This window comes from Citrobacter sp. S55_ASV_140, assembly GCF_018919505.1.
Lineage (GTDB): Bacteria > Pseudomonadota > Gammaproteobacteria > Enterobacterales > Enterobacteriaceae > Citrobacter > Citrobacter werkmanii.
Genome location: NZ_JAHLQZ010000066.1, coordinates 1 through 19940, shown reverse-complemented (window position 1 = coordinate 19940; position 19940 = coordinate 1). Strand labels below are relative to the sequence as shown.

Annotated in this window: 17 protein-coding genes; 7 read left to right on the top strand and 10 right to left on the bottom strand. The window is 51.2% G+C overall.

The annotated features are described in order from the left end of the window. The 3 genes from KQJ18_RS12205 to KQJ18_RS12195 form a co-directional block, all read right to left on the bottom strand. On the bottom strand, positions 1 to 977 hold a 977-nt coding region (locus KQJ18_RS12205; RefSeq protein WP_216422036.1), incomplete at its 3' end, for an SIS domain-containing protein. A gap of 176 nt (positions 978 to 1153) precedes the next feature. Beyond that, positions 1154 to 1873, bottom strand: a complete 720-nt coding sequence (locus KQJ18_RS12200) for a GntR family transcriptional regulator (protein WP_087857176.1) — start codon at positions 1871 to 1873, stop codon at positions 1154 to 1156. A gap of 124 nt (positions 1874 to 1997) precedes the next feature. Further along, a complete protein-coding gene (locus KQJ18_RS12195) occupies positions 1998 to 3395 on the bottom strand; it encodes a cytochrome-c peroxidase (protein WP_150345539.1) in 1398 nt (465 codons plus the stop codon). 427 nt (positions 3396 to 3822) lie between these two features. Between KQJ18_RS12195 and KQJ18_RS12190 the strand changes: the two genes are divergently transcribed. Continuing rightward, entirely contained in the window at positions 3823 to 5472 is a 1650-nt protein-coding gene (locus KQJ18_RS12190) for an alpha,alpha-trehalase (protein ID WP_032940627.1), read from the top strand. A 27-nt stretch (positions 5473 to 5499) separates the two neighbouring features. Here KQJ18_RS12190 and KQJ18_RS12185 read toward each other — a convergent pair whose 3' ends face one another. Further along, entirely contained in the window at positions 5500 to 7089 is a 1590-nt protein-coding gene (locus KQJ18_RS12185; RefSeq protein ID WP_199967200.1) for an STY4199 family HEPN domain-containing protein, read from the bottom strand. Positions 7090 to 7250: 161 nt separating this feature from the next. On the opposite strand from KQJ18_RS12185, the gene KQJ18_RS12180 reads away from it, so the two are divergent. Beyond that, positions 7251 to 7796, top strand: a complete 546-nt coding sequence (locus KQJ18_RS12180; RefSeq protein ID WP_216422034.1) for a GNAT family protein — start codon at positions 7251 to 7253, stop codon at positions 7794 to 7796. An 86-nt stretch (positions 7797 to 7882) separates the two neighbouring features. Further along, a complete protein-coding gene (locus tag KQJ18_RS12175) occupies positions 7883 to 8206 on the top strand; it encodes a lysozyme (RefSeq protein ID WP_069323754.1) in 324 nt (107 codons plus the stop codon). Positions 8207 to 8251: 45 nt separating this feature from the next. Here KQJ18_RS12175 and KQJ18_RS12170 read toward each other — a convergent pair whose 3' ends face one another. After that, the gene (locus KQJ18_RS12170; RefSeq protein WP_137351205.1) at positions 8252 to 8854 is read right to left on the bottom strand and encodes a response regulator transcription factor; all 603 of its coding nucleotides are present in this window, start codon (positions 8852 to 8854) and stop codon (positions 8252 to 8254) included. Positions 8855 to 9217: 363 nt separating this feature from the next. Next, positions 9218 to 9976: an SDR family oxidoreductase gene (locus tag KQJ18_RS12165; RefSeq protein WP_159121634.1), complete on the bottom strand. Its 759-nt coding sequence runs from the start codon at positions 9974 to 9976 to the stop codon at positions 9218 to 9220. Between the two features lie 119 nt (positions 9977 to 10095). On the opposite strand from KQJ18_RS12165, the gene KQJ18_RS12160 reads away from it, so the two are divergent. The 3 genes from KQJ18_RS12160 to KQJ18_RS12150 all read left to right on the top strand — a co-directional run bounded on the left by KQJ18_RS12160 (position 10096) and on the right by KQJ18_RS12150 (position 13740). Then, positions 10096 to 10995 carry a LysR family transcriptional regulator gene (locus KQJ18_RS12160; RefSeq protein ID WP_085049065.1) on the top strand — a complete coding sequence of 300 codons (900 nt, stop codon included), beginning with the start codon at positions 10096 to 10098 and terminating at the stop codon, positions 10993 to 10995. A 47-nt stretch (positions 10996 to 11042) separates the two neighbouring features. Next, positions 11043 to 12068, top strand: a complete 1026-nt coding sequence (gene yhjD, locus KQJ18_RS12155; RefSeq protein ID WP_216422032.1) for an inner membrane protein YhjD — start codon at positions 11043 to 11045, stop codon at positions 12066 to 12068. A 349-nt stretch (positions 12069 to 12417) separates the two neighbouring features. Further along, on the top strand, positions 12418 to 13740 hold the full coding sequence (locus tag KQJ18_RS12150; RefSeq protein WP_069323751.1) for an MFS transporter: 1323 nt from the start codon (positions 12418 to 12420) through the stop codon (positions 13738 to 13740). A 43-nt stretch (positions 13741 to 13783) separates the two neighbouring features. Here KQJ18_RS12150 and KQJ18_RS12145 read toward each other — a convergent pair whose 3' ends face one another. Both KQJ18_RS12145 and pdeH read right to left on the bottom strand, forming a co-directional pair. Then, positions 13784 to 15844, bottom strand: coding sequence for an AsmA family protein (locus KQJ18_RS12145; RefSeq protein ID WP_216422031.1), 2061 nt, complete (start codon positions 15842 to 15844; stop codon positions 13784 to 13786). 77 nt (positions 15845 to 15921) lie between these two features. Continuing rightward, positions 15922 to 16689 carry a cyclic-guanylate-specific phosphodiesterase gene (gene pdeH, locus KQJ18_RS12140; protein WP_061380956.1) on the bottom strand — a complete coding sequence of 256 codons (768 nt, stop codon included), beginning with the start codon at positions 16687 to 16689 and terminating at the stop codon, positions 15922 to 15924. Positions 16690 to 16919: 230 nt separating this feature from the next. Between pdeH and KQJ18_RS12135 the strand changes: the two genes are divergently transcribed. Next, the gene (locus tag KQJ18_RS12135) at positions 16920 to 17849 is read left to right on the top strand and encodes a sugar kinase (RefSeq protein ID WP_038635130.1); all 930 of its coding nucleotides are present in this window, start codon (positions 16920 to 16922) and stop codon (positions 17847 to 17849) included. Between the two features lie 92 nt (positions 17850 to 17941). On the opposite strand, the gene KQJ18_RS12130 is transcribed toward KQJ18_RS12135, so the two are convergent. Together KQJ18_RS12130 and KQJ18_RS12125 are read right to left on the bottom strand one after the other, a co-directional pair. Next, positions 17942 to 19435 carry a pitrilysin family protein gene (locus KQJ18_RS12130; protein ID WP_216422030.1) on the bottom strand — a complete coding sequence of 498 codons (1494 nt, stop codon included), beginning with the start codon at positions 19433 to 19435 and terminating at the stop codon, positions 17942 to 17944. Positions 19436 to 19657: 222 nt separating this feature from the next. Next, positions 19658 to 19940, bottom strand: a 283-nt coding sequence (locus KQJ18_RS12125; protein WP_216422029.1) for a cation:dicarboxylase symporter family transporter, incomplete at its 5' end; no start/stop codon positions are given.

Here is a 19940-nt window from a genome sequence, read left to right as displayed (position 1 = left end):
CAGTATGCTACTTTCCACATATAGCGACGTGTAGTGAGCGGATGCTGGCGAGCTTCAGCAAGCGCTCGGTTGTAGACAGGGTAAACATTATTGAAGAGAGAATGGTTAAAGTAATCAATAACCGTAGTTTTGATAGTCGACAACCCTAACTCTTTCGCGTCTATCACTTCAATTCGCTGACCATATTTTTTCAGAAAATCTAATGCACGCTCATCGACCGGGCGGGTACTACCTTCAGAAAGCTGTACGAAAAATGGTGTATTAGCATCCGTAATTTCGAACGGTCCGTGGAAGAATTCACCGCTGTGAATACAGGCTGAATGAATCCACTGCATTTCCATAAATATGCAGATACTTTGTAAATATGACGCGCCATAGCCCGCCCCACTGGCAACAGTATAAATAACTTTATCGTCTTTATATTCTTGAGCAAATGCTTGTGCCCGTTCAGCCACATGCTCGCAAGCACGATATACAATACGGTTAATTTTACTGACGCCATCCAGGAAATCGTCATAGTGAACATAGCCTTCTGTTTGCTGAAGAAGCTCTACCGCGGTAAGCAAACATTGTATCGTCTTCTCTTCAGCGACATCTTTTCCCTCGCCGAAGGTATAGGTCTCAACATAATCACAATGCGCAACCAAAGGTGAATCCATAACCCAGGTAAGCCCAATAACGGTCGCGCCATGCAGGCGTGCAATTTCTGCCGCCTTCGTGGTTTCAGGGGTATTGCCTTTATGCGAAGCAACAACAACGATGGCATTTTCACCCAGCGCAACAGGCGGGTTACTGATAAATTCCCCACTGTTGTAAAGGCCCACGCTCAGCGTTTTTGACTCTTTTTCTAAGAATGCTTTTGCCGGGTAGAACGCGGCATAAGACCCACCACAGGCAACATAGTAAACATGTTTAGTCCCCCCTTTTTCCGCCTGGCTGGCCACAATATCGTTCACAATTTCTTTAATGCTCATTATGGTTCCCTCTGGTTCAATCAATCATACAGGCGGATATCGCCTACAAAATGACTCTTAATGTATTGGTATTTTTATAATACATTTAAAGACATTTGATCAACGTAAGAACCATAAAAAATCGGGATCCGCGACACGGATCCCGATTTTAGCCAGTATCAAAGATGTAAGAGGAGGACCTATACGGTGAATCGAATCTTGTCGCCAACGATCAACTGACGGGACACACAAGATAATTCTCCTTTGTTATCAATCATTTCACTCTTAATTAAAATCAGAGGATAATTTTCACTCACCCCAAGATAGTGAGCAACCTCAAAGCTTGCATACACTAGCTCAATCATTTTGCGCGAATGGGTAAACCACAGCCCATATTTTTCACGTAAGCAAGCGTATAACGAATGATTATTGAGGTCCTCTTGCAGCAGAAAGGCAAAACGAGGAGGTAACTGGATGGTTTCCAGCGAAACGGGAATATCGTCAGCATAACGAATACGTTCAATGACTACCGCTTTCTCTTTTTCAGCCATTCCCAGCGAGGCGCTGGTCTCGTTATCCACCGATTCAAAAACCGATTTGATAGTCCGGGAGCCGGGCCGCCGCCCCTGGGACTGACACAACTCGCTAAAGCTCATAATCCCGGTCATGCTGCGCTGAAACTTTTCATTGCTGACAAACGTTCCCTTGCCAGAAACACGCGTCAGAAGATTTTCACGCGTTAGAGCATCCAGAGCTTTACGCACCGTTACACGACTAACCTGCCACTGGCTACTGAGTTCATTTTCTGTGGGGATCTGCTGACCGGGCTTGTATTCACCGCGCAAAATCGCCTCTTTCAAGGATGCCTCAAGCTGTTTATAGAGAGGTTTTGCGCTATTGCTGTCAGGTTGCTCCATCATTTGTATCCGTTTGTATTATTAGAATACCATGACACGTATTATAACTATTTACCTGACATTTGCTGGCATAAAAAAAGAAAATCGGCCACAAAATCAATCTGGTGGCCGATTTATCATATTGAAATTACTGATGGTTCTGCATATACGGCGTATAAACCCCGTTCAGACTTTCTAGGAACGCCACGATATCGTCGATATCTTCCTGCGGCAGTTCCTTACCCACCTGATAACGCAGCATCAGTTTGACCGCACCATCGAGCGTAGGCACATCACCGCGATGGAAATAAGGCGCAGTCAGCGCAACGTTACGTAATCCAGGGACTTTCTGACGTAGCTTGTCACGTAGCTCATTGGTAACGTTCATCCGGCCAATATCTGCGGCAGTGACTTCGCCGAAATTAAAGTCCTTTTTCAAACCTAATGGTTCAAATGAGCGTCCGCCTAAAATAATACCGCCATGACAGGTCGCGCACTTATTTTCCTTAAACAACTGATAGCCATGTTTTTGCTGAGCCGTTAACGCTTCCTCATCACCACGTAACCACTTATCAAACGGTGAATTTGGCGTGATCAGCGTTTTCTCAAATTCAGCAATCGCATCGGTAATATTATCTCCGCTGAATCCCTGTGGATAAACCGCAATAAATTCTTGCTTCAAGAGCGGATCTTTATCCAGCTTCTGGATAATTTCATCCCAGGATTTAGATGCCATTTCAATCGGGTTCAACGGCGGACCACCTGCCTGCGCCTGTAATGTCGGCGCACGGCCATCCCAGAACTGTTCCACGTTAAAGACTGAGTTAAACACCGTTGGCGCGTTGATCGGCCCGACCGCTCCGCCTACGCCAATTGACGTTTTCCGGCCATCCACACCACCCGCATTCAGGGCATGACAGTGCGCGCAAGAGATCGTGCTGTCGCCGGAAATACGCGGATCGTGATAAAGCGTAAAGCCAAGCGCCACCTTCCGGGCATCAGTCGGGATGCTTTCTGGTATTGGCTGTACGGGTTCATTACGATGCTGCTCGGCGGTATCTTTACTGGCGTAATACTGCTCACGCTGTTTGGCGACCCAGCCCAAAATGTCTTCGCGCTCCGCATCGCTCACCTTACCGGCCCAGTGCAGCGCGGTATAACGCGTCGGCGGCATGGTTTCGTACTGCATCACCCATTCAATTTTATTCAGGTCGCTTTGCGAAACGGGTTTATCCGCGACCAGCGCCGCACGAACGGCCTCAAGATTGAAAGATTTATATCCCAGTTGAATGTCGTAATTCATCAACTGCTTAGCGACAGGAAAAGAAGAATAGAAAGGTAATTCAGCCGAAGGGGTGTGACAATAATCACATCCTTTTTCGCGCAAGAATCCTAAAACTTTATTATTTGCTTCCAGCGAAGAGGCCTGAACATCAGCCTGTTTGCTCCGTTGATTATCGTGATACCACACATAACCGGATAATCCAAAATAACAAATCACGATGCCAGCTATGGCAATCGCGGTAAGACGGGTAATGATTTTCATTATTTTACCCTCACCGTTGTGAGTTATTGTGACCCAGAAAAATTAGAATAATTAATGCACAGTCTTTGTCAGACTTGACCATCATAGGAAATGAGGGGATTACTATTTTGATAAGTATCAAGCAATTACATGGAGGAGAACTATCAATAGAATAGCCTGTGCCTATTATAGCGTTAAGCCATTAGCAGGTTTCGTTCACACCTCGTTGCAATCGAATGTTCTGAAAATGGAATATCTTCAGGTCGCGTACGATTCTGAATTATTCATTATTATCATTGGGATAGTTTAATTTTTTAAATAATGTTCAACACTAAAACGTGATCAACCGCACGCTTTACTCAGCCAATACCGAAGCGAATGTCTACGCTTAACTGACGACCGGGCAACAGCCTTACTATTTCAACGTCCATCGGAGGTCTTTCTCATTATGCTCAACCAGAAACTACCCCACGCCCCTTCTGAAGAACTGACGATCGACATCGATCTGCTTTATGAAATGGATCCGTGCGAGTTAAAGCTGGATGAAATGATTGAGGCAGAGCCTGAGCCGGAGATGATTGAAGGGCTGCCCGCCTCAGATGCGTTAACCCCGGCCGATCGTTACCTTGAGCTGTTCGAACATGTCCAGTCGTCGAAACTGTTTGCCGATAGCAAAACCTTCCCCGACTGTGCACCCAAAATGGACCCGCTGGACATTTTGATCCGTTATCGCAAGGTCAAACGCCATCGGGACTTTGACCTGAAACGCTTTGTTGAGAACCATTTCTGGCTCCCGGAAACGCCCTCCAGCGAATACGTTTCTGACCCGGCAAATTCGCTGAAAGAGCATATCGATCAATTGTGGCCAGTGCTGACGCGCGAACCGCAGGACCACATTCCCTGGTCCTCGTTGCTGCCGTTACCGCAGTCATATATTGTGCCTGGCGGACGTTTTAGCGAAACCTACTACTGGGATTCCTATTTCACCATGCTGGGTCTGGCAGAGAGCGGTCGCGAAGATCTGCTGAAATGTATGGCGGATAACTTTGCCTGGATGATCGAAAATTATGGTCACATCCCAAACGGTAATCGAACGTACTACCTGAGCCGCTCGCAGCCGCCGGTCTTTGCGCTGATGGTGGAACTGTTTGAAGAGGATGGCGTACGTGGCGCGCGCCGTTATCTTGATCATCTAAAAATGGAGTACGCGTTCTGGATGGATGGCGCCGATTCGCTGGTGCTCAACCAGGCCTACCGCCACGTAATCAGAATGTCGGACGGATCCTTGCTCAACCGCTATTGGGACGATCGTGATACGCCGCGCGATGAATCGTGGCTTGAAGACGTCGAGACCGCCAAGCATTCAGGTCGACCGCCCAATGAGGTGTATCGCGATTTGCGTGCAGGCGCGGCATCGGGATGGGATTACTCCTCACGCTGGCTACGCGATGCAGGCCGCCTTGCCAGCATACGCACGACACAATTCATCCCAATTGACCTGAACGCGTTCCTCTACAAGCTGGAGAGCGCCATCGCCAATATTTCGGCGCTGAAAGGTGACAAAGAAGCTGAAGCGCTGTTTCGCCAGAAAGCCAATGACCGCCGCGATGCGGTGAATCGCTACTTATGGGATGATGAAAACGGCTGCTATCGCGATTATGACTGGCGACGTGAACAAATGGCCCTCTTCTCTGCCGCCAGTATCGTACCGCTGTATGTCGGCATGGCAACGCATGAACAAGCCGACCGGCTGGCCAATGCGGTACGCAGCCGCCTGCTAACGCCAGGGGGTATTTTAGCCACAGAACATGAAACCGGTGAGCAGTGGGATAAACCCAACGGCTGGGCGCCGCTGCAATGGATGGCTATTCAAGGTTTCAAATTGTATGGCGACGACCATCTCGGGGATGAAATTGCCCGTAACTGGTTGAAAACGGTGAATCTCTTTTACCAGGAACACCACAAGCTTATCGAAAAATACCATATTGCCGACGGCATGCCGCGCGAAGGCGGCGGCGGGGAATATCCGCTGCAGGACGGCTTTGGCTGGACAAACGGCGTGGTGCGCCGACTCATCGGGCTGTATGGCGAACCTTAGCCGCTGGCGGCCTGACTCCTCAGGCCGTTAGTTAATCGCATCGTAGAGTTCAGTATGAATTTTTTGCCATTTCTTGTTCTCCGGGCTGGGTTCTGCGCGAGCGCGGAGCTGAGCCTGCTCAAGATCATACTGTTGACGTGCGATAACCGCCGGAACCGAACAAAAACTTTGCAGGTAGCTTTTGTGCAAGGAAGTGAGTGACGCCCCATTCGACATGGCATGACTGAGCGTACTCATAAACTGTCTGCAAGGTTTGCTCTCGTTCATCTGCGCAGGATAACGCAGCAGCAGTCTCAACACCTCGGTATTGCCCGCAGCGAATGCTTGTTCCGTCCACGCCAGCTTCCAGTCCATCCCGCCCTGCAGGAACAGTGACGTCACACGGGTATCGTTGCGATCGATAGCCGCGCGCATGTTAAAGGCATCCCAGGTGATACCCATTCGGGTCACAGATTCCCGTGCGGAAGGTGCATCACGGCGCGGTTCCTCCTGCACGATTTCAACGGATTGTCCGGATGACGCCTGTGGCGCTGGCGAAGTGAATAACCAGAACGCACCCAGCGAAATCACCAGCACCATCACGCCGACCGCGACCCACAACATGCCTGAAATCAGCTGTTCACGCTCCTCCGCGGTGCGCTTTGCTCGCTTCTCCGGCGGATCAATACTGTCGGCGATTTCCTGTTTGTCGCCCCCCGCCTGCTCATCCTTTTGCTTTGCCATTTCCCAGAACTGGCGGACGGTCGTCTCATCAGACTCCAGATATGACGCGGGATTAACACGCGTACGCCTTTCTGCAAATGCCCGTTGTACAGGGTAAGTAATCTGTCGGTACTGACAATCCAGCAGCATCAGTTGTACTGAGGTCAGCGGCTGCTGCGCGATGACGCCGTTGCGGGCCAGCCGGCAATCATCCAGAAACATACGCAACGTAAGACGTGGTTCGACAAACAACGTCAGCACCGAGGTGTCGTTAAAAATCTGGGTAAAGTGGCGTACAAACAATTTCTTATCCACGACCATAAGCGCCAGCTCGCTAAACATCATGCCGTCCAGCGCATCCCGACTGTCACCCAGTTTTAACCAACGGCGCAGGCGTTCCCCACCGAAGTGCTGTTTCAGGAAGCTGTTGAGTGGATGTTGATCCGGCCATACCCGTGCGATAAGCGATTTGAGCGTTAATTCTATGGCACGAAGCTGACGCTGCGCGTGGATCTGTGCTTCCGGCTCTGCACGTTCAATCTCAGTTTCATACTTCAGGATGGGCTGTTGCTGACGCAATTGTTCCAGAGACGCCACGAAGCGTAGCGCAGAAATCAGCTGGTTTTCACTGACGTCCTGGCCATTTTCATACTGCGGCACGCTCTGCTGCAGATGACGCAGCCGTAGAGTGAACTGGCTCAATTGCGCATCATTCATCTGCAAACGTCTGGCGACAGCTCCCCAGCCGCCCAGATTCAATCTGGCCTGGTCAAGCTGCTCAAGGAACCATCGCGGCTCTTTACCCTCTGCGACATGCACGCCTAACAGCAGCAATATTTCTACCGATGCCTGACGGATGATCGCCAGACAACGTTCAAAGGGTGTACATGTCGCTTGTAATGCGCTATTGGTCATCATCTTCCCTAACAGGACCCAAAACGTGCGGCCTCACAATGGTATGTCGTTATTTTCTATAAAAGCAGATGTGTATCGACGTAGACTAAAACACATTCATATAGCAAATAAATCTGTTTTACAGTGACTTCCGCACAATCATGGAAAATTATTCAGGAGATATGTCCGAGCCCGTATTGAAAACATCGCGCCTGATCTGTCGTCCATTGAATATTGAAGATTGGGCGTTCTTTTTAACGTTACAGCAGAACGCTGATGTGATGCGCTTTGTCGCTGATACGCGCACAGAACAAGAGATACAGGCGGACTTTCATTCACGCTTACCAGAGTGGTCCCCCGGCAGCCCGCACTGGCTTTGCCTGGTGCTGTGCGATAAGGCATCGGGAACGCCGCTGGGAGTGACTGGATATATTCATGAAAACAATGAATGTGCCGAGGTCGGTTTTTTGCTTACTCCCGAGGCACAGGGTAAAGGTTATGGCACTGAATCCCTGCATGCCGTTTGCGATTACGCATTTACCCACGGCGGACTCCGCCGGCTGACAGCCTGCGTCACCGCAGGAAACGAAGCCTCAAGACGTCTGCTGGAAAAGATTGGGTTCATTCACGAAGGTACGCTACGGGAAAGCTATTGGCTACAACAAACCTGGCGCGATGACTGGCTTTTCGGCCTGTTAAAACGTGAATATCAGCCGCCAATGCCATAAGGCGTTTTGCTGTAAAAACTGGCTACATGGCAACTGGCGTAACGGAGTGGATTTCTTAAAATATATCTCTTTACTCAGAGAGTATTATGCCGCTCCGTTCAACGCACTTCACACCCGCCTGTGTCGCATTTATTAAGCAATGGCAAGGCCTGTCGCTGGAAAAGTATCAGGATAAACATGGAATTTGGGTGATAGGTTACGGGCATGAAATTGCCGCAGACGAAACCTTTGATACCCCAATTACGCTAATGCAGGCAGAAGCCCTTCTGCTCGCCGATCTGCATCTCTGTGAGGCGTTACTATATGAAAAAAAACCGCAAATAAAAGATCGGTTTCAACAAGAGACGTTAATTGCGTGGATATTCAGCGTGGGAATAACCCGATTTAACATGACAGAAATTTGGCCTTAAGCTATTTCACAGCCAGAAATTTTCTGACTGTGAAATTTACGTCAATTAAATAGCGTCGTTTAACATCATTGCCGCCTGCGTACGATTTTTTACCTCCAGACGCTGGTAAAGCGACTCAAGATGGGCTTTTACCGTTCCGGTACTGATATTTAACAGTCGGCCAATTTGTTTATTCGACTCGCCCGCGGCCAGCATAGTCAGAATTTCTCGCTGACGCGCACTGAGCGATCTTATATTTTGGCGGCTACTCTCAGTCACTGTAATACAGTCTCTGGGGATAAACATCATGCCCATCGCGACACTATTGAGCGCCAGTGTGAAGGTTTCCGCGTCAGAGTCACGTGGAACAATGGCCAGCACGTTTAAATGCGTGACCTCCTGTAGCCATCTTTTCCGGCAATCCGTTGCTGTTACCAGCACTTTTACCGCCGAATAGCGTTGCGCGATCTGTTGCAGCAAGCTGCGGCAGAACTCAGCATCAAGATCGCCATCCAGCATTACCATTGCATCAGGGTTGTCTTCCAGCTTCTGCCACAGGTCATCTGTCTGACTGACACCCTGAACATCCACTCCTGGAATACGTTGCTGTAAACTTACATTCATTCCATGAATAAATATTGACTGCCTGTCAAACATTATTAACTGCATTATTTATCTCCGTCTGAATAAGATATTAGCCTTAGCGCGCGGAAGGGTATTACCCATAGGGTAAAATAAGAAGTCACCATTTGGCGGGGGGCCATTGTACCGATAGTCGTAGAAGAAAGAAGCAGAAATTATGATTAGTTACAGCTCAATCAACAGAATCACACAAAGAAACAAAAACAACGAAATATATTAAGTAAATTCTTATATTTTGACGCTCATGTATATTAATTAATATTAATTATATGCAGTCTATATTTTTGTCGAAAAATAAGGAATGCCAACCATCATTCAAATATGTTACAAAATAAAAAATCGCATTAAATGCTTATTCAGCCAATATCTGGCTGAATAAGACACGACGGGTTATAGGAACATTCCGCCGGAGACCTCAATACGCTGCGCCGTCATCCACGCCAGCTCATCGCTGAGCAACGCGGCAATCGCGTCACCGATATCATCCGGCAAACCAACGCGCCCCAACGCTGTTTGCGAAGCAATGTACGCATTCAGTTGCGCGTTATCCCGCACATTTCCACCGCTAAAATCGGTTTCTATCGCGCCGGGGGCAATAATATTGGCCGTAATTCCGCGCTCCCCCAGCTCTTTTGCCTGATAACGGGTTAACACTTCCATCGCCCCTTTCATAGCCGCGTATGCGCTGTAACCCGGCAGCGCAAAGCGCGCGAGTCCGGTTGAAACATTGAGGATCCTGCCGCCTCTGTTCATCAGCGGTAAAAGGTTCTGCGTCAGGAAAAAAGGACCTTTAAAATGGATATTCAAAAGTTGATCAAATTGCGCTTCGGTGAACGCCGGATACGGCGCGTTAATACCAATCCCGGCATTGTTCAATAAATAATCAAATGTGTCGCTTTGCCACTGGGTCTGTAAGGTTTCCCGCACCTGTTTTATAAACTGAGGGAATGTTGAAATATCCCCGACATTCAACGGTAATGCCGCTGCTTTACCGCCAGATTGGCGAATTTCATCCACAACCTGCAGCGCTTCTTTTTCATTGCTGTTCCACGTCAGGATGATACCGATTCCTTTGCTTGCCAGCTTAAGCGCCGCGTTTTTACCGAGTCCACGACCACCGCCGGTCACCAATGCGATACGTTGCGTCATAAGAAACCTCATTTCATGTGTAGTGAAGATTGAGACAAAGCTTATTAGGTGGTAGAAAAACAATAAATATCGCTGATTGCGCATTACTGTTTCATACAGAACAACAATAGGGCATGAGAATGGATAAAATTCACGCAATGCAGTTGTTCATCCGCGTCGCAGAACTGGAGAGTTTTTCGCGTGCGGCGGACACCCTTGGACTACCCAAAGGTAGCGTATCGCGACAAATCCAGGCCCTGGAAAATCATCTTGGCACACAGCTGTTGCACCGCACCACCCGACGCGTCCAGCTCACACAAGACGGCATGATCTATTATGAACGCGCGAAAGATCTGCTAAGCAATCTGGATGAACTTGATGGACTATTCCATCACGATTCGGCCAGTATCAGCGGCAAGCTGCGCGTGGATATGCCGGTGGGCGTCGCGAGAAATTTGGTGATGCCTCGCCTGGCAGCCTTCTTGCATCAATATCCGGGACTTGAACTCGAACTCAGCAGCAGCGATCGGCTGGTGGACTTGATCCGCGAAGGTTTCGACTGCGTCGTACGCGTAGGTACGCTGAAAGATTCAGGGCTGATTGCCCGTCCGCTGGGTAAACTCACGCAGATTAACTGCGCCAGCCCAGAATATCTGGCCCGCTTTGGCTACCCGGAAAGCCTGGAAGATTTAGCCTCGCATGCGGTGGTGCATTACTCGGTGAACCTGGGAACGCGTGCGCAAGGTTTCGAGGTGGCGACAGGCAACGGTACTCATTGGGTTAAAACCGGCGGCATGCTGACGGTGAACAGCACGGAAACCTATCATGCAGCGTGCCTTGCCGGCCTGGGCATTATTCAGGTGCCACGCGTCGGCGTACGCGACGCCCTGCGCGCCGGTACGCTGGTCGAGGTGTTAGGGCAGTATCGTGCCGAGCCGATGCCGGTTTCTCTGTTGTATCCGCATCGCCGCAACCTCTCCCGCCGGGTTCATCTGTTTATGGAATGGCTGACCGGCGTAATGAAAGATTATGTGGACTGACAAGCTATACTGTCCTGAGAATGAACAGAACAAGGAATACTGGCCTGATGACGCAGGAAAAAGAGATAAAACGCCCCATTCAGGAACTTGAGCACGCACCGATCCCAAAAATTGAGACCCAGGAGCGTGAAAAAACAGAAATCAACGGTACGACCAACCAGGCATTGCAAACAGTCCTGACCCTCTCCGATAAAATTCAACGCCAGCCCGTCATCGCCCATATGATTCGAGCCGCAGAGCGTTTTAATGACCGCATGGGAAACCAGTTTGGCGCCGCTATTACCTACTTCTCGTTCCTGTCGATGATCCCTATCCTGATGGTGTCATTTGCCGCCGCCGGTTTTATTCTCGCCTCCCACCCTACGCTGTTGCAGGATATCTTCAGCAAAATACTGCTTAACGTCAGCGACCCGACGCTCGCCTCCACGTTAAAAAACACCATTAACACTGCCGTTCAGCAGCGAACCACCGTGGGTCTGGTCGGGCTTGGGATCGCCCTTTATTCCGGGATTAACTGGATGGGTAATCTGCGCGAAGCGATTCGTGCCCAGTCGCGAGATGTCTGGGAGCGTACGCCGCAGGATCAGGAAAAAATTTGGGTTAAATACCTGCGCGATTTTGTTTCATTGATTGGTTTGTTGATTGCGCTGATTGTCACTCTGTCCATTACTTCTATCGCCGGTTCCGCCCAGCAGATGATTATCTCTGCGCTGTATCTCGACGGCATCGAATGGCTGAAGCCCGCCTGGCGCCTGATCGGCCTGACCATCTCTATTTTCGCCAACTATTTGCTTTTCTTCTGGATTTTCTGGCGACTGCCGCGTCACCGACCACGTAAGAAAGCACTCATTCGCGGCACATTTATCGCGGCGCTGGGGTTTGAAGTTATCAAAATGATCATGACCTACACGCTGCCGTCACTGGTGCAATCGCCGTCAGGCGCAGCGTTTGGTTCCGTGCTTGGACTGATGGCGTTCTTCTACTTCTTCGCTCGTCTGACGCTGTTTTGCGCCGCCTGGATAGCCACGGCGGAATACAAAGATGACCCGCGGATGCCGGGGAAAACGCAATAGCCACCGCCGGATTAGTTGTGAATTGCCGGATGGCGACGCACGCGTCTTATCCGGCCTACGGGTGAGTTTGTAGGCCGGATAAGCGCAGCGCCATCCGGCAATTATAATGCCGCCTGTTCTTACTGATTTAGTGAATAAATCCAACCCGTAACTTTTATTTAACCAAAAACCAGTTTTATCATCCAAGTTTTAAATTATGTGAAGCATTTCATGGAAGTGAAATCTTCAGCCTGAATATTATCCCCTTTTTGCTCTTTTTTTGACCAATTGCAGGGTTTGTTACAGATTGAAATATCGCTTTTGCTGTGCGTAATATGGCCTTTCGTTCGGCCAAAAATAAGAAAATATTATGCAAGCAACAGCCACAACACTCGACAACGAACAGGAACACACCCCGGTCAACTCGCGCAATAAAGTTGTCGTCGCCTCACTCATTGGTACCGCCATTGAGTTCTTCGACTTCTATATCTACGCGACTGCCGCGGTGATCGTGTTTCCCCATATTTTCTTCCCGCAGGGAGATCCGACCGCGGCTACGCTGCAGTCCCTCGCCACCTTCGCTATCGCTTTTGTGGCCCGGCCAATCGGCTCCGCGGTGTTCGGCCATTTCGGCGATCGCGTAGGCCGTAAAGTCACGCTGGTTGCTTCACTGCTTACCATGGGGATTTCAACGGTTGTCATTGGCCTGCTGCCGGGCTATGAAACTATCGGCATTTTCGCCCCGTTGCTGCTGGCACTGGCGCGTTTTGGTCAGGGTTTAGGTCTGGGCGGTGAGTGGGGCGGCGCGGCGTTGCTGGCAACGGAAAACGCGCCGCCGCGTAAACGCGCGCTGTACGGATCATTCCCGCAACTGGGCGCGCCTATCGGCTTTTTCTTCGCCAACGGCACTTTTCTGCTGCTCTCCTGGCTGCTGACCGATGAACAGTTTATGAGCTGGGGCTGGCGCGTACCGTTCATCTTCTCTGCGGTACTGGTGATCATCGGCCTGTACGTTCGCGTTTCATTGCATGAGTCCCCGGTCTTCGCCAAAGTCGCTGCAGCGAAAAAACAGGTGAAAATCCCGCTGGGTACCTTACTGACAAAGCATATTCGCGTAACGATCCTCGGCACGTTCATCATGCTGGCGACCTATACGCTGTTCTATATCATGACCGTCTATTCGATGACGTTCAGTACAGCCGCCGCGCCTGTAGGGCTTGGCCTGCCGCGTAATGAAGTGTTGTGGATGCTAATGATGGCGGTAATTGGCTTTGGCGTTATGGTGCCAGTGGCGGGTCTGCTGGCCGACGCGTTTGGTCGCCGCAAGAGCATGCTCATCATCACCACACTTATCATTCTGTTTGCGCTGTTTGCCTTTAAACCGCTGCTCGGATCTGGCAATCCGGCGCTGGTGTTCGCTTTCCTGCTGCTGGGTTTAAGCCTGATGGGACTGACATTTGGTCCGATGGGCGCGTTGCTGCCGGAGCTGTTCCCAACCGAGGTTCGCTACACGGGCGCATCATTCTCATATAACGTTTCGTCGATTCTTGGCGCTTCCGTTGCCCCGTATATTGCCGCATGGCTGCAGGCTAACTACGGTCTGGCAGCGGTAGGAACGTATCTGGCATCGATGGCGGCGTTGACATTGATCGCGCTGCTGTTAACCCATGAGACCCGTCATCAGTCATTATGATTCTTTTGCCGGATGCGGTGTAACCATCGCATCCGGCCTGACATCACTTCTTCATTTGCGACAGTATCGCCCGGCACTGGTTGGCTTCCCCTTCGGAAGGAGAAATCAGCGCCAACAGTGCCGCCGCTGGAGTGACTAACGTGGCTAATGCGGCGGCAACCGCACCACGCGCAATCAATGGCCCGGCTTTTACACCTGCCTGCGGGTTCTTGAAGGTCCCGCGAACATACAACGGCGAACGCAGCGTAATAATACGAATACCTTTGCTCTCCGGATCGATGGTTAAATCCAGTTGCTCAGAGGCAAAACTCGCGGTCCCGGTCACATTGATCACCGCATTTTCCGTATCAAAAGCAAAGATTTGAGGACGCGCCACGCCGTTAACGATATCCAGATTCGCCGCCGCGCAGTTCACCCGGACCTCATCGTCACCAAATATCTGACCAACGAGATAGTTACCCAGATTTAATCCCACAATTTCCATCAGATTCCGGCTGATTAAGCCATCGTTCATCAGCAGCTTCAGGTTGCCATTGCTGTTCCCCAACAGCGCGGCCACCGAGTTTCCGCTGCCGCTAAATTTAGCGTCACCGTTCATTTCACCGAGCGTTTTCTGCATCAGTTCTACATCCGGCATGAGCTCTTTTAGCTTCAGGCGGCGAGCCTGAATATCCGCCTGCCCACGCATCGGCTTTTTATCCCCTTCCAGATGGATTCTGGAAACAATGCTGCCTCCCGCCAGGCCAAATTTCAGCGGCTGCAGGCGCAGGTCGGCATTTTTCAGGATGATATGGGTGGAGAGATCGCTAATCGGTAGGCTGCTGCCGTGTTCAATGCGCCGACCTTTGAAACGTACGTCAGCATCCATCACATTCCATTTGTCAGTTTCGAAACGGTCATACGGTAAGACTTTATCGGCAGGCTGGACGCTCTTCTCACCTTTGCGCTGTTCAGACTGTTTGGCCTTTTCCGCGCCTTTCCCCGAATCCACACCAATCAGCGGTCCCAAATCAGCCAGTCTCAGCTGGCGTGATTCGACGTCCCCTTCCAGTTTCGGACGCGGCTTACCGGTCGTATAAGTTAGCGTTCCATGAATATCGCTGTCGCCAATACGGCCATTAAAATCGCGGTAATCAAAAACAGAGGATTTTTCCGGATCGATTTTCGCCACCAGACGCCCATCGGTTTCAAACGGCGGCGTATCCGGGAGCAGCACCCCCGTCAAATCGTACAAATCCCCTAGCGAATCACCCGAGAATTTAAGCCGCAGATCCACGCCGCCCATATTCATCGGGTCATTTACCGTACCGGTAAATGCTACGCGCGTATTGCCCGAGCGGAAATCAGCCTGCACCGGGAAAGGGGTTCCTTCGCCCCTCAGCGCCAGCATCCCGCCTATTTTTCCGCTACCGCTTAGCGGTTCGTCGTTATAGCGTCCTTTGGCCTGCAAACCAAATACGTAATCCTCAACGCGGGTTTGACTCTCTTTACTTTTTGCGCCCGTCACTTCGCTAAAAGGCAATGGCTTACCCAGCGGATCGACCAGGATCTCAAGCTCCGAGCGGGTCACCTTATCGTTAATAGCGATGCGTCCTTGATCGAAGAGAATATTATCCAGCCGGAAAGACCACGCAGAGGGCGGCGCATTGGGATCGCGGTTTTCAGCTTCTGCGAGGGTAAAAGTCCAGTTATTATTTTTCTCCGACAGGCGAATAAGGCGCGCATCAGGCTTTACCAGCTTGACCCACGGTAGCCAGACGGTTTTTGTCAGCAATGCCAGCGGCGCGAGCGTGGCTTCCACGCGGGGAAGATGCACCATGGTGACGTCGGGAATGTCCGGCGGGTTGCCAAGGATAATATCCTCGGCATGAACGTGCGGCCACGGAACCCACCTACGCCAGCCGGTTTCCTGCTTCTGGCACTCCCAAACCACGCCCAGATCGCCCCGTATGGCGAAGGGCCGGTTGAGTTCTGTAGAGACTTTCTGGTTGATGGTCGGTTTGAGCCGGTTCCAGTCAAATGTCGCAATCACAATGATGAATACGACGATCAACAACAAGAAAACCCCTAATACTGATGTGGTTATTTTGCCTGCTTTTGTCATAGTTAGCGTCCTCACTTCCTTCCTTGCCTGTCCTAAAGATAGTCCAGCAGGGCAAAATGAGGGACGCTACATCCGAATCAAAGCGACAGGATCACCTCTTCGAGGGTGTCCAGAGGTACTGGACGAGAAAGAAAATAGCCTTGCGCCGCGAAAGCCGGTGAGTTTTGCACATCACGCCACTCTTCAAGTGTTTCAACACCTTCAACAATCACCCCGCGGCAATAGCGGTTCATCAGCTGTAACAACAACGTGAAGAGATTGCGGCCTTCCGGCGTCTGGCGCAGCATGACAAACAGATCCCGCGCCACTTTAATATAGTCGTAACTCACTTCGCTCAGGGCCGAGAAGTTCGCCATTCCAGTACCAAAATCATCCAGCCAGAGGGGACCAAACTCGCACATTGAGGCGAACGACGACCCCTTCGGCAGGCGGATATGCTCCACCAGCTCAAAACGCAGCCACGGCAGGCATTCGATGATTTTCAGGATTTCAGGATCCTGGCGCATCGCAATCAGCGTTGGGCCATCGACATTCACTGAAGCCAGCAGGTTATTGGCTCTGAAAAAGTCCTTTTTCAGCTCAAGCTGCAGGAGCTGCTCTTTCACAACCTCTATACGGTGTCGGACGGCCACTTCAGCAAAATAGCGATCTGGCGCAATACGTTGGGCAGGATTATCAGGATGGGTCACGACGGTCAGCAGTTCAACGGCCATCAGCCGTCCGTCGGTCTGGTAAATCGGCTGATAGGTGTAAGCACGCTCGCACTGCAGCCAATAGCGTCTCGCCTGCAAGCTTTCGATACTCGCATCGGGCGTAATGAGCTGCTGGGTAACCTGCTTTATCATCAAAGATGTCCTGTAAATAAGAGTGTGACTGACCGGACTCGTCAAAGGTTATCGGCGCTCAGGCGCAGAACTTTACGTTCCGCCGCAGGCAAAATAAAAACCAGGCGGCAAAAAACAACACAGAACACGTGCTGGCTCAAAAAAATAATGGAACGTTGTTTTAATATGGTTGACCACTTAACACCCACAGCGCACACTAACGCTAATTTTTTTCAGAGCAGGTTACGACTATGTCCAGAAAGATTGCCGTGATTGGCGAATGCATGATTGAGCTGTCACAGAAAGGCGCCGACGTTCAGCGCGGATTCGGTGGCGACACGTTGAATACATCCGTTTATATCGCCCGCCAGGTCGATGCGGCGGCGCTTTCGGTACACTATGTGACTGCACTGGGTACTGACAGTTTCAGCCAACAAATGCTGGACTCATGGCAGGGTGAAAATGTTGACACCTCATTAACCCAGCGTATGGAAAACCGCCTGCCGGGCCTCTATTACATTGAGACCGACAGCACCGGCGAGCGCACCTTCTATTACTGGCGTAATGAAGCCGCAGCAAAATTCTGGCTGGAGAGCGAACAGTCCGCCGCGATTTGCGAAGAGCTGGCGACATTTGACTATCTGTATCTGAGCGGAATCAGCCTGGCGATTCTAAGCCCGGCCAGCCGTGACAAACTGCTGACGTTACTGCGTGAATGCCGCGCTAACGGTGGAAAAGTCATTTTTGACAATAACTACCGCCCACGCCTGTGGAGCAGCAAAGAAGAAACGCAGCAGGTTTATCAGCAGATGCTGGAATGCACCAATATCGCGTTCCTGACGCTGGATGATGAAGACGCATTGTGGGGTGAAAAACCTGTAGCCGAGGTGATTGCCCGTACTCACGCGGCTGGCGTTCAGGAAGTCGTGGTGAAGCGCGGCGCAGACTCTTGTCTGGTTTCTATCGAGGGTGAAACGCTGATCGACGTCCCGGCCGTTAAATTACCGAAAGAGAAAGTGATTGATACCACCGCAGCGGGAGACTCCTTCAGCGCCGGGTATCTGGCGGTACGTCTGACCGGTGGCAATGCCGCCGATGCCGCAAAACGTGGTCACCTGACGGCAAGCACGGTGATTCAGCATCGCGGGGCGATTATCCCACGCGACGCTATGCCGCAATAACGTGTTGTTCTTGTAGGCCGGGCAAGCGAAGCGCCCCCGGCCTACCCACCCAAGGCCGGATGGCAGCGTAATCGCCTTATCCGGCCTGGAGGTTACTGTACCGGCGGGATATCCGTCACTTCAGGATGTGATTCATCCGTTTCTACCGGCGTTACCGCCGCGGTAACGGGCGCCATAATGCTATCCCACGTCGCCTGCAGTTCCTTCATATTGAATTCAGGCTCCCCCTTCGGCTGCAGCAGAATTAACGCCATATCTTGCGACAATTGCTGGCGCAGATCCTGATTCAGCATCTCAACGTTCAGACTGTTGAGGAAGCTCTGGCGTAAACGCTGATACTGTTCAGGCGCGATATCCACCACCTGATTTTGCAGCGAGCGCAAACGCTGGCTGATCAAAATGTCGGTATCGGTACGGCCATAGGTGGCAAACAGTTTCTGCAGTTCCAGATTTTTTTGCGCCACCAGCGCATTGAACTCTTCTTCCGGCAGGCCCTTATCACGCACTTTCGCCAGCTCACGCGCAACCGTACCGAGGTTCGCATTCAGCTTACCGTTCGGCGATTCCACGTTGATAGCGCACTGGGCACGCAGAAACAGGACCCGACAATCAAATCCAAGGCCGATGTCTTTGGCATTGTTTTTGGTCAGCTCCTGCTGAATATGCCAGAACAGCGCTTCACGGGCTAAATCAGCGCGCCAGTAGCGCAACAGCGCGGCGGATTCACGGATTGGCTGCCATGGCGTGTCCCACATGATGGAAAGGCGATCCTGACGTACCGCATCGGTCATAATGCTCACGGCTTCCGCACGCAGCGGCGAAAGCGTCGGCACCGGCGCTGGGGTTTCCCGTTTTCCTTTTAACTCGCCAAAGGTTTTATTGATTTGTTCAGCCACGCTGCGCGCATCTACGTTACCCACGATAATCAGCGTCATCGCGTCCGGGGTATACCATTTCTGGTAGAAGGAGTGGATTTTCGCGGCATCGACAGGCGTTTTCAGGGGATCGGCTGGATCATGCCCCAGCAGGGTTGATCCCTTCAGACGGTAACGCCACCACCCCTCTTTGGTATCGGACGGCCAGGTTGCGACCATATCTTCGCTACTCAGCGCATGATTAACCGTTTCAGGAGTGATGCTCAGATTGCCGGAAATATTCGCCAGGTAAGTAAGTGACTCTTTCAGCAAGTCGTTACGGCTGTTAGGCAGACTGAGGTTATATAGCGTGGAATCATAAGAAACGATAACGGGCGGCATGGGACGTTTTGGATCGAACCCCTGCTGCCACAGTGAACGGGCTTGCGTGGCATCAAGGCCACCGCTTTGCGTCAGCGCGATACGCGGGATCGCATGGCTGAAACCACTCTGTTGCGTACTTTCGGTGAGTGAACCGGTATTGACCAGCAGGCGAACCTCAATACGGTCGCTGGGGCGCTGGGGAGTGGCTAGCACTTGCCACTGTAGACCATTTGCCAGCGTGCCCTGTTGCCACGCCGGGTCAGGCTGGAGCGCATCTGCCTGCACATAGCCGGCAGTGGCCATCATCAGCAAGCCGCCCGCTAAAAGTCGAATTTTTGTGCCCTGCATGTGAACCCCTGATCAACTATCCTGGTAATAAAAAGACAGCCCGCGAAAGGACTCTCTGAATATGACGTTAAAAACACTTCGTGTTAGACCGCAAGAACATGAAAATGTCACGGAGGAAGTGAAAAAATCCCGACGCCGCCGAATCGACGGTTTCAGGCACAGGGGGTAATTATGCGCAAACACCCGCAGTCCTGGAAGGGACTACGGGCATAAGTGACGAGATTAAGAGGATAAATCGTGCGTTTTGCCATCCGGCGCACGATTATTCAGCGTGTCATCCAGCTTTTTGGTATCCAATTCTTTCACCCATTTAGCCACAACGACAGTTGCCACACCGTTACCAATCAGGTTGGTCAGCGCACGGGCTTCAGACATAAAGCGGTCAATACCGAGAATTAGCGCCAGGCCAGCGACCGGTAAATGCCCCACCGCAGAGATAGTCGCGGCCAGAACAATGAAGCCACTCCCGGTCACACCCGCAGCACCTTTTGAGGAGAGCAGGAGC

Excerpts from the sequence above, each read along its gene's own strand:
- KQJ18_RS12190 (WP_032940627.1), top strand. The coding sequence starts at position 3,823 with ATGCTCAACCAGAAACTACCCCACGCCCCTTCTGAAGAACTGACGATC.
- KQJ18_RS12160 (WP_085049065.1), top strand. The coding sequence starts at position 10,096 with ATGGATAAAATTCACGCAATGCAGTTGTTCATCCGCGTCGCAGAACTG.
- KQJ18_RS12135 (WP_038635130.1), top strand. The coding sequence starts at position 16,920 with ATGTCCAGAAAGATTGCCGTGATTGGCGAATGCATGATTGAGCTGTCA.
- KQJ18_RS12195 (WP_150345539.1), bottom strand. The coding sequence starts at position 3,395 with ATGAAAATCATTACCCGTCTTACCGCGATTGCCATAGCTGGCATCGTG.
- KQJ18_RS12130 (WP_216422030.1), bottom strand. The coding sequence starts at position 19,435 with ATGCAGGGCACAAAAATTCGACTTTTAGCGGGCGGCTTGCTGATGATG.
- KQJ18_RS12165 (WP_159121634.1), bottom strand. The coding sequence starts at position 9,976 with ATGACGCAACGTATCGCATTGGTGACCGGCGGTGGTCGTGGACTCGGT.
- KQJ18_RS12170 (WP_137351205.1), bottom strand. The coding sequence starts at position 8,854 with ATGCAGTTAATAATGTTTGACAGGCAGTCAATATTTATTCATGGAATG.
- yhjD (WP_216422032.1), top strand. The coding sequence starts at position 11,043 with ATGACGCAGGAAAAAGAGATAAAACGCCCCATTCAGGAACTTGAGCAC.
- KQJ18_RS12150 (WP_069323751.1), top strand. The coding sequence starts at position 12,418 with ATGCAAGCAACAGCCACAACACTCGACAACGAACAGGAACACACCCCG.
- pdeH (WP_061380956.1), bottom strand. The coding sequence starts at position 16,689 with ATGATAAAGCAGGTTACCCAGCAGCTCATTACGCCCGATGCGAGTATC.
- KQJ18_RS12180 (WP_216422034.1), top strand. The coding sequence starts at position 7,251 with ATGTCCGAGCCCGTATTGAAAACATCGCGCCTGATCTGTCGTCCATTG.
- KQJ18_RS12175 (WP_069323754.1), top strand. The coding sequence starts at position 7,883 with ATGCCGCTCCGTTCAACGCACTTCACACCCGCCTGTGTCGCATTTATT.
- KQJ18_RS12200 (WP_087857176.1), bottom strand. The coding sequence starts at position 1,873 with ATGATGGAGCAACCTGACAGCAATAGCGCAAAACCTCTCTATAAACAG.
- KQJ18_RS12145 (WP_216422031.1), bottom strand. The coding sequence starts at position 15,844 with ATGACAAAAGCAGGCAAAATAACCACATCAGTATTAGGGGTTTTCTTG.
- KQJ18_RS12185 (WP_199967200.1), bottom strand. The coding sequence starts at position 7,089 with ATGACCAATAGCGCATTACAAGCGACATGTACACCCTTTGAACGTTGT.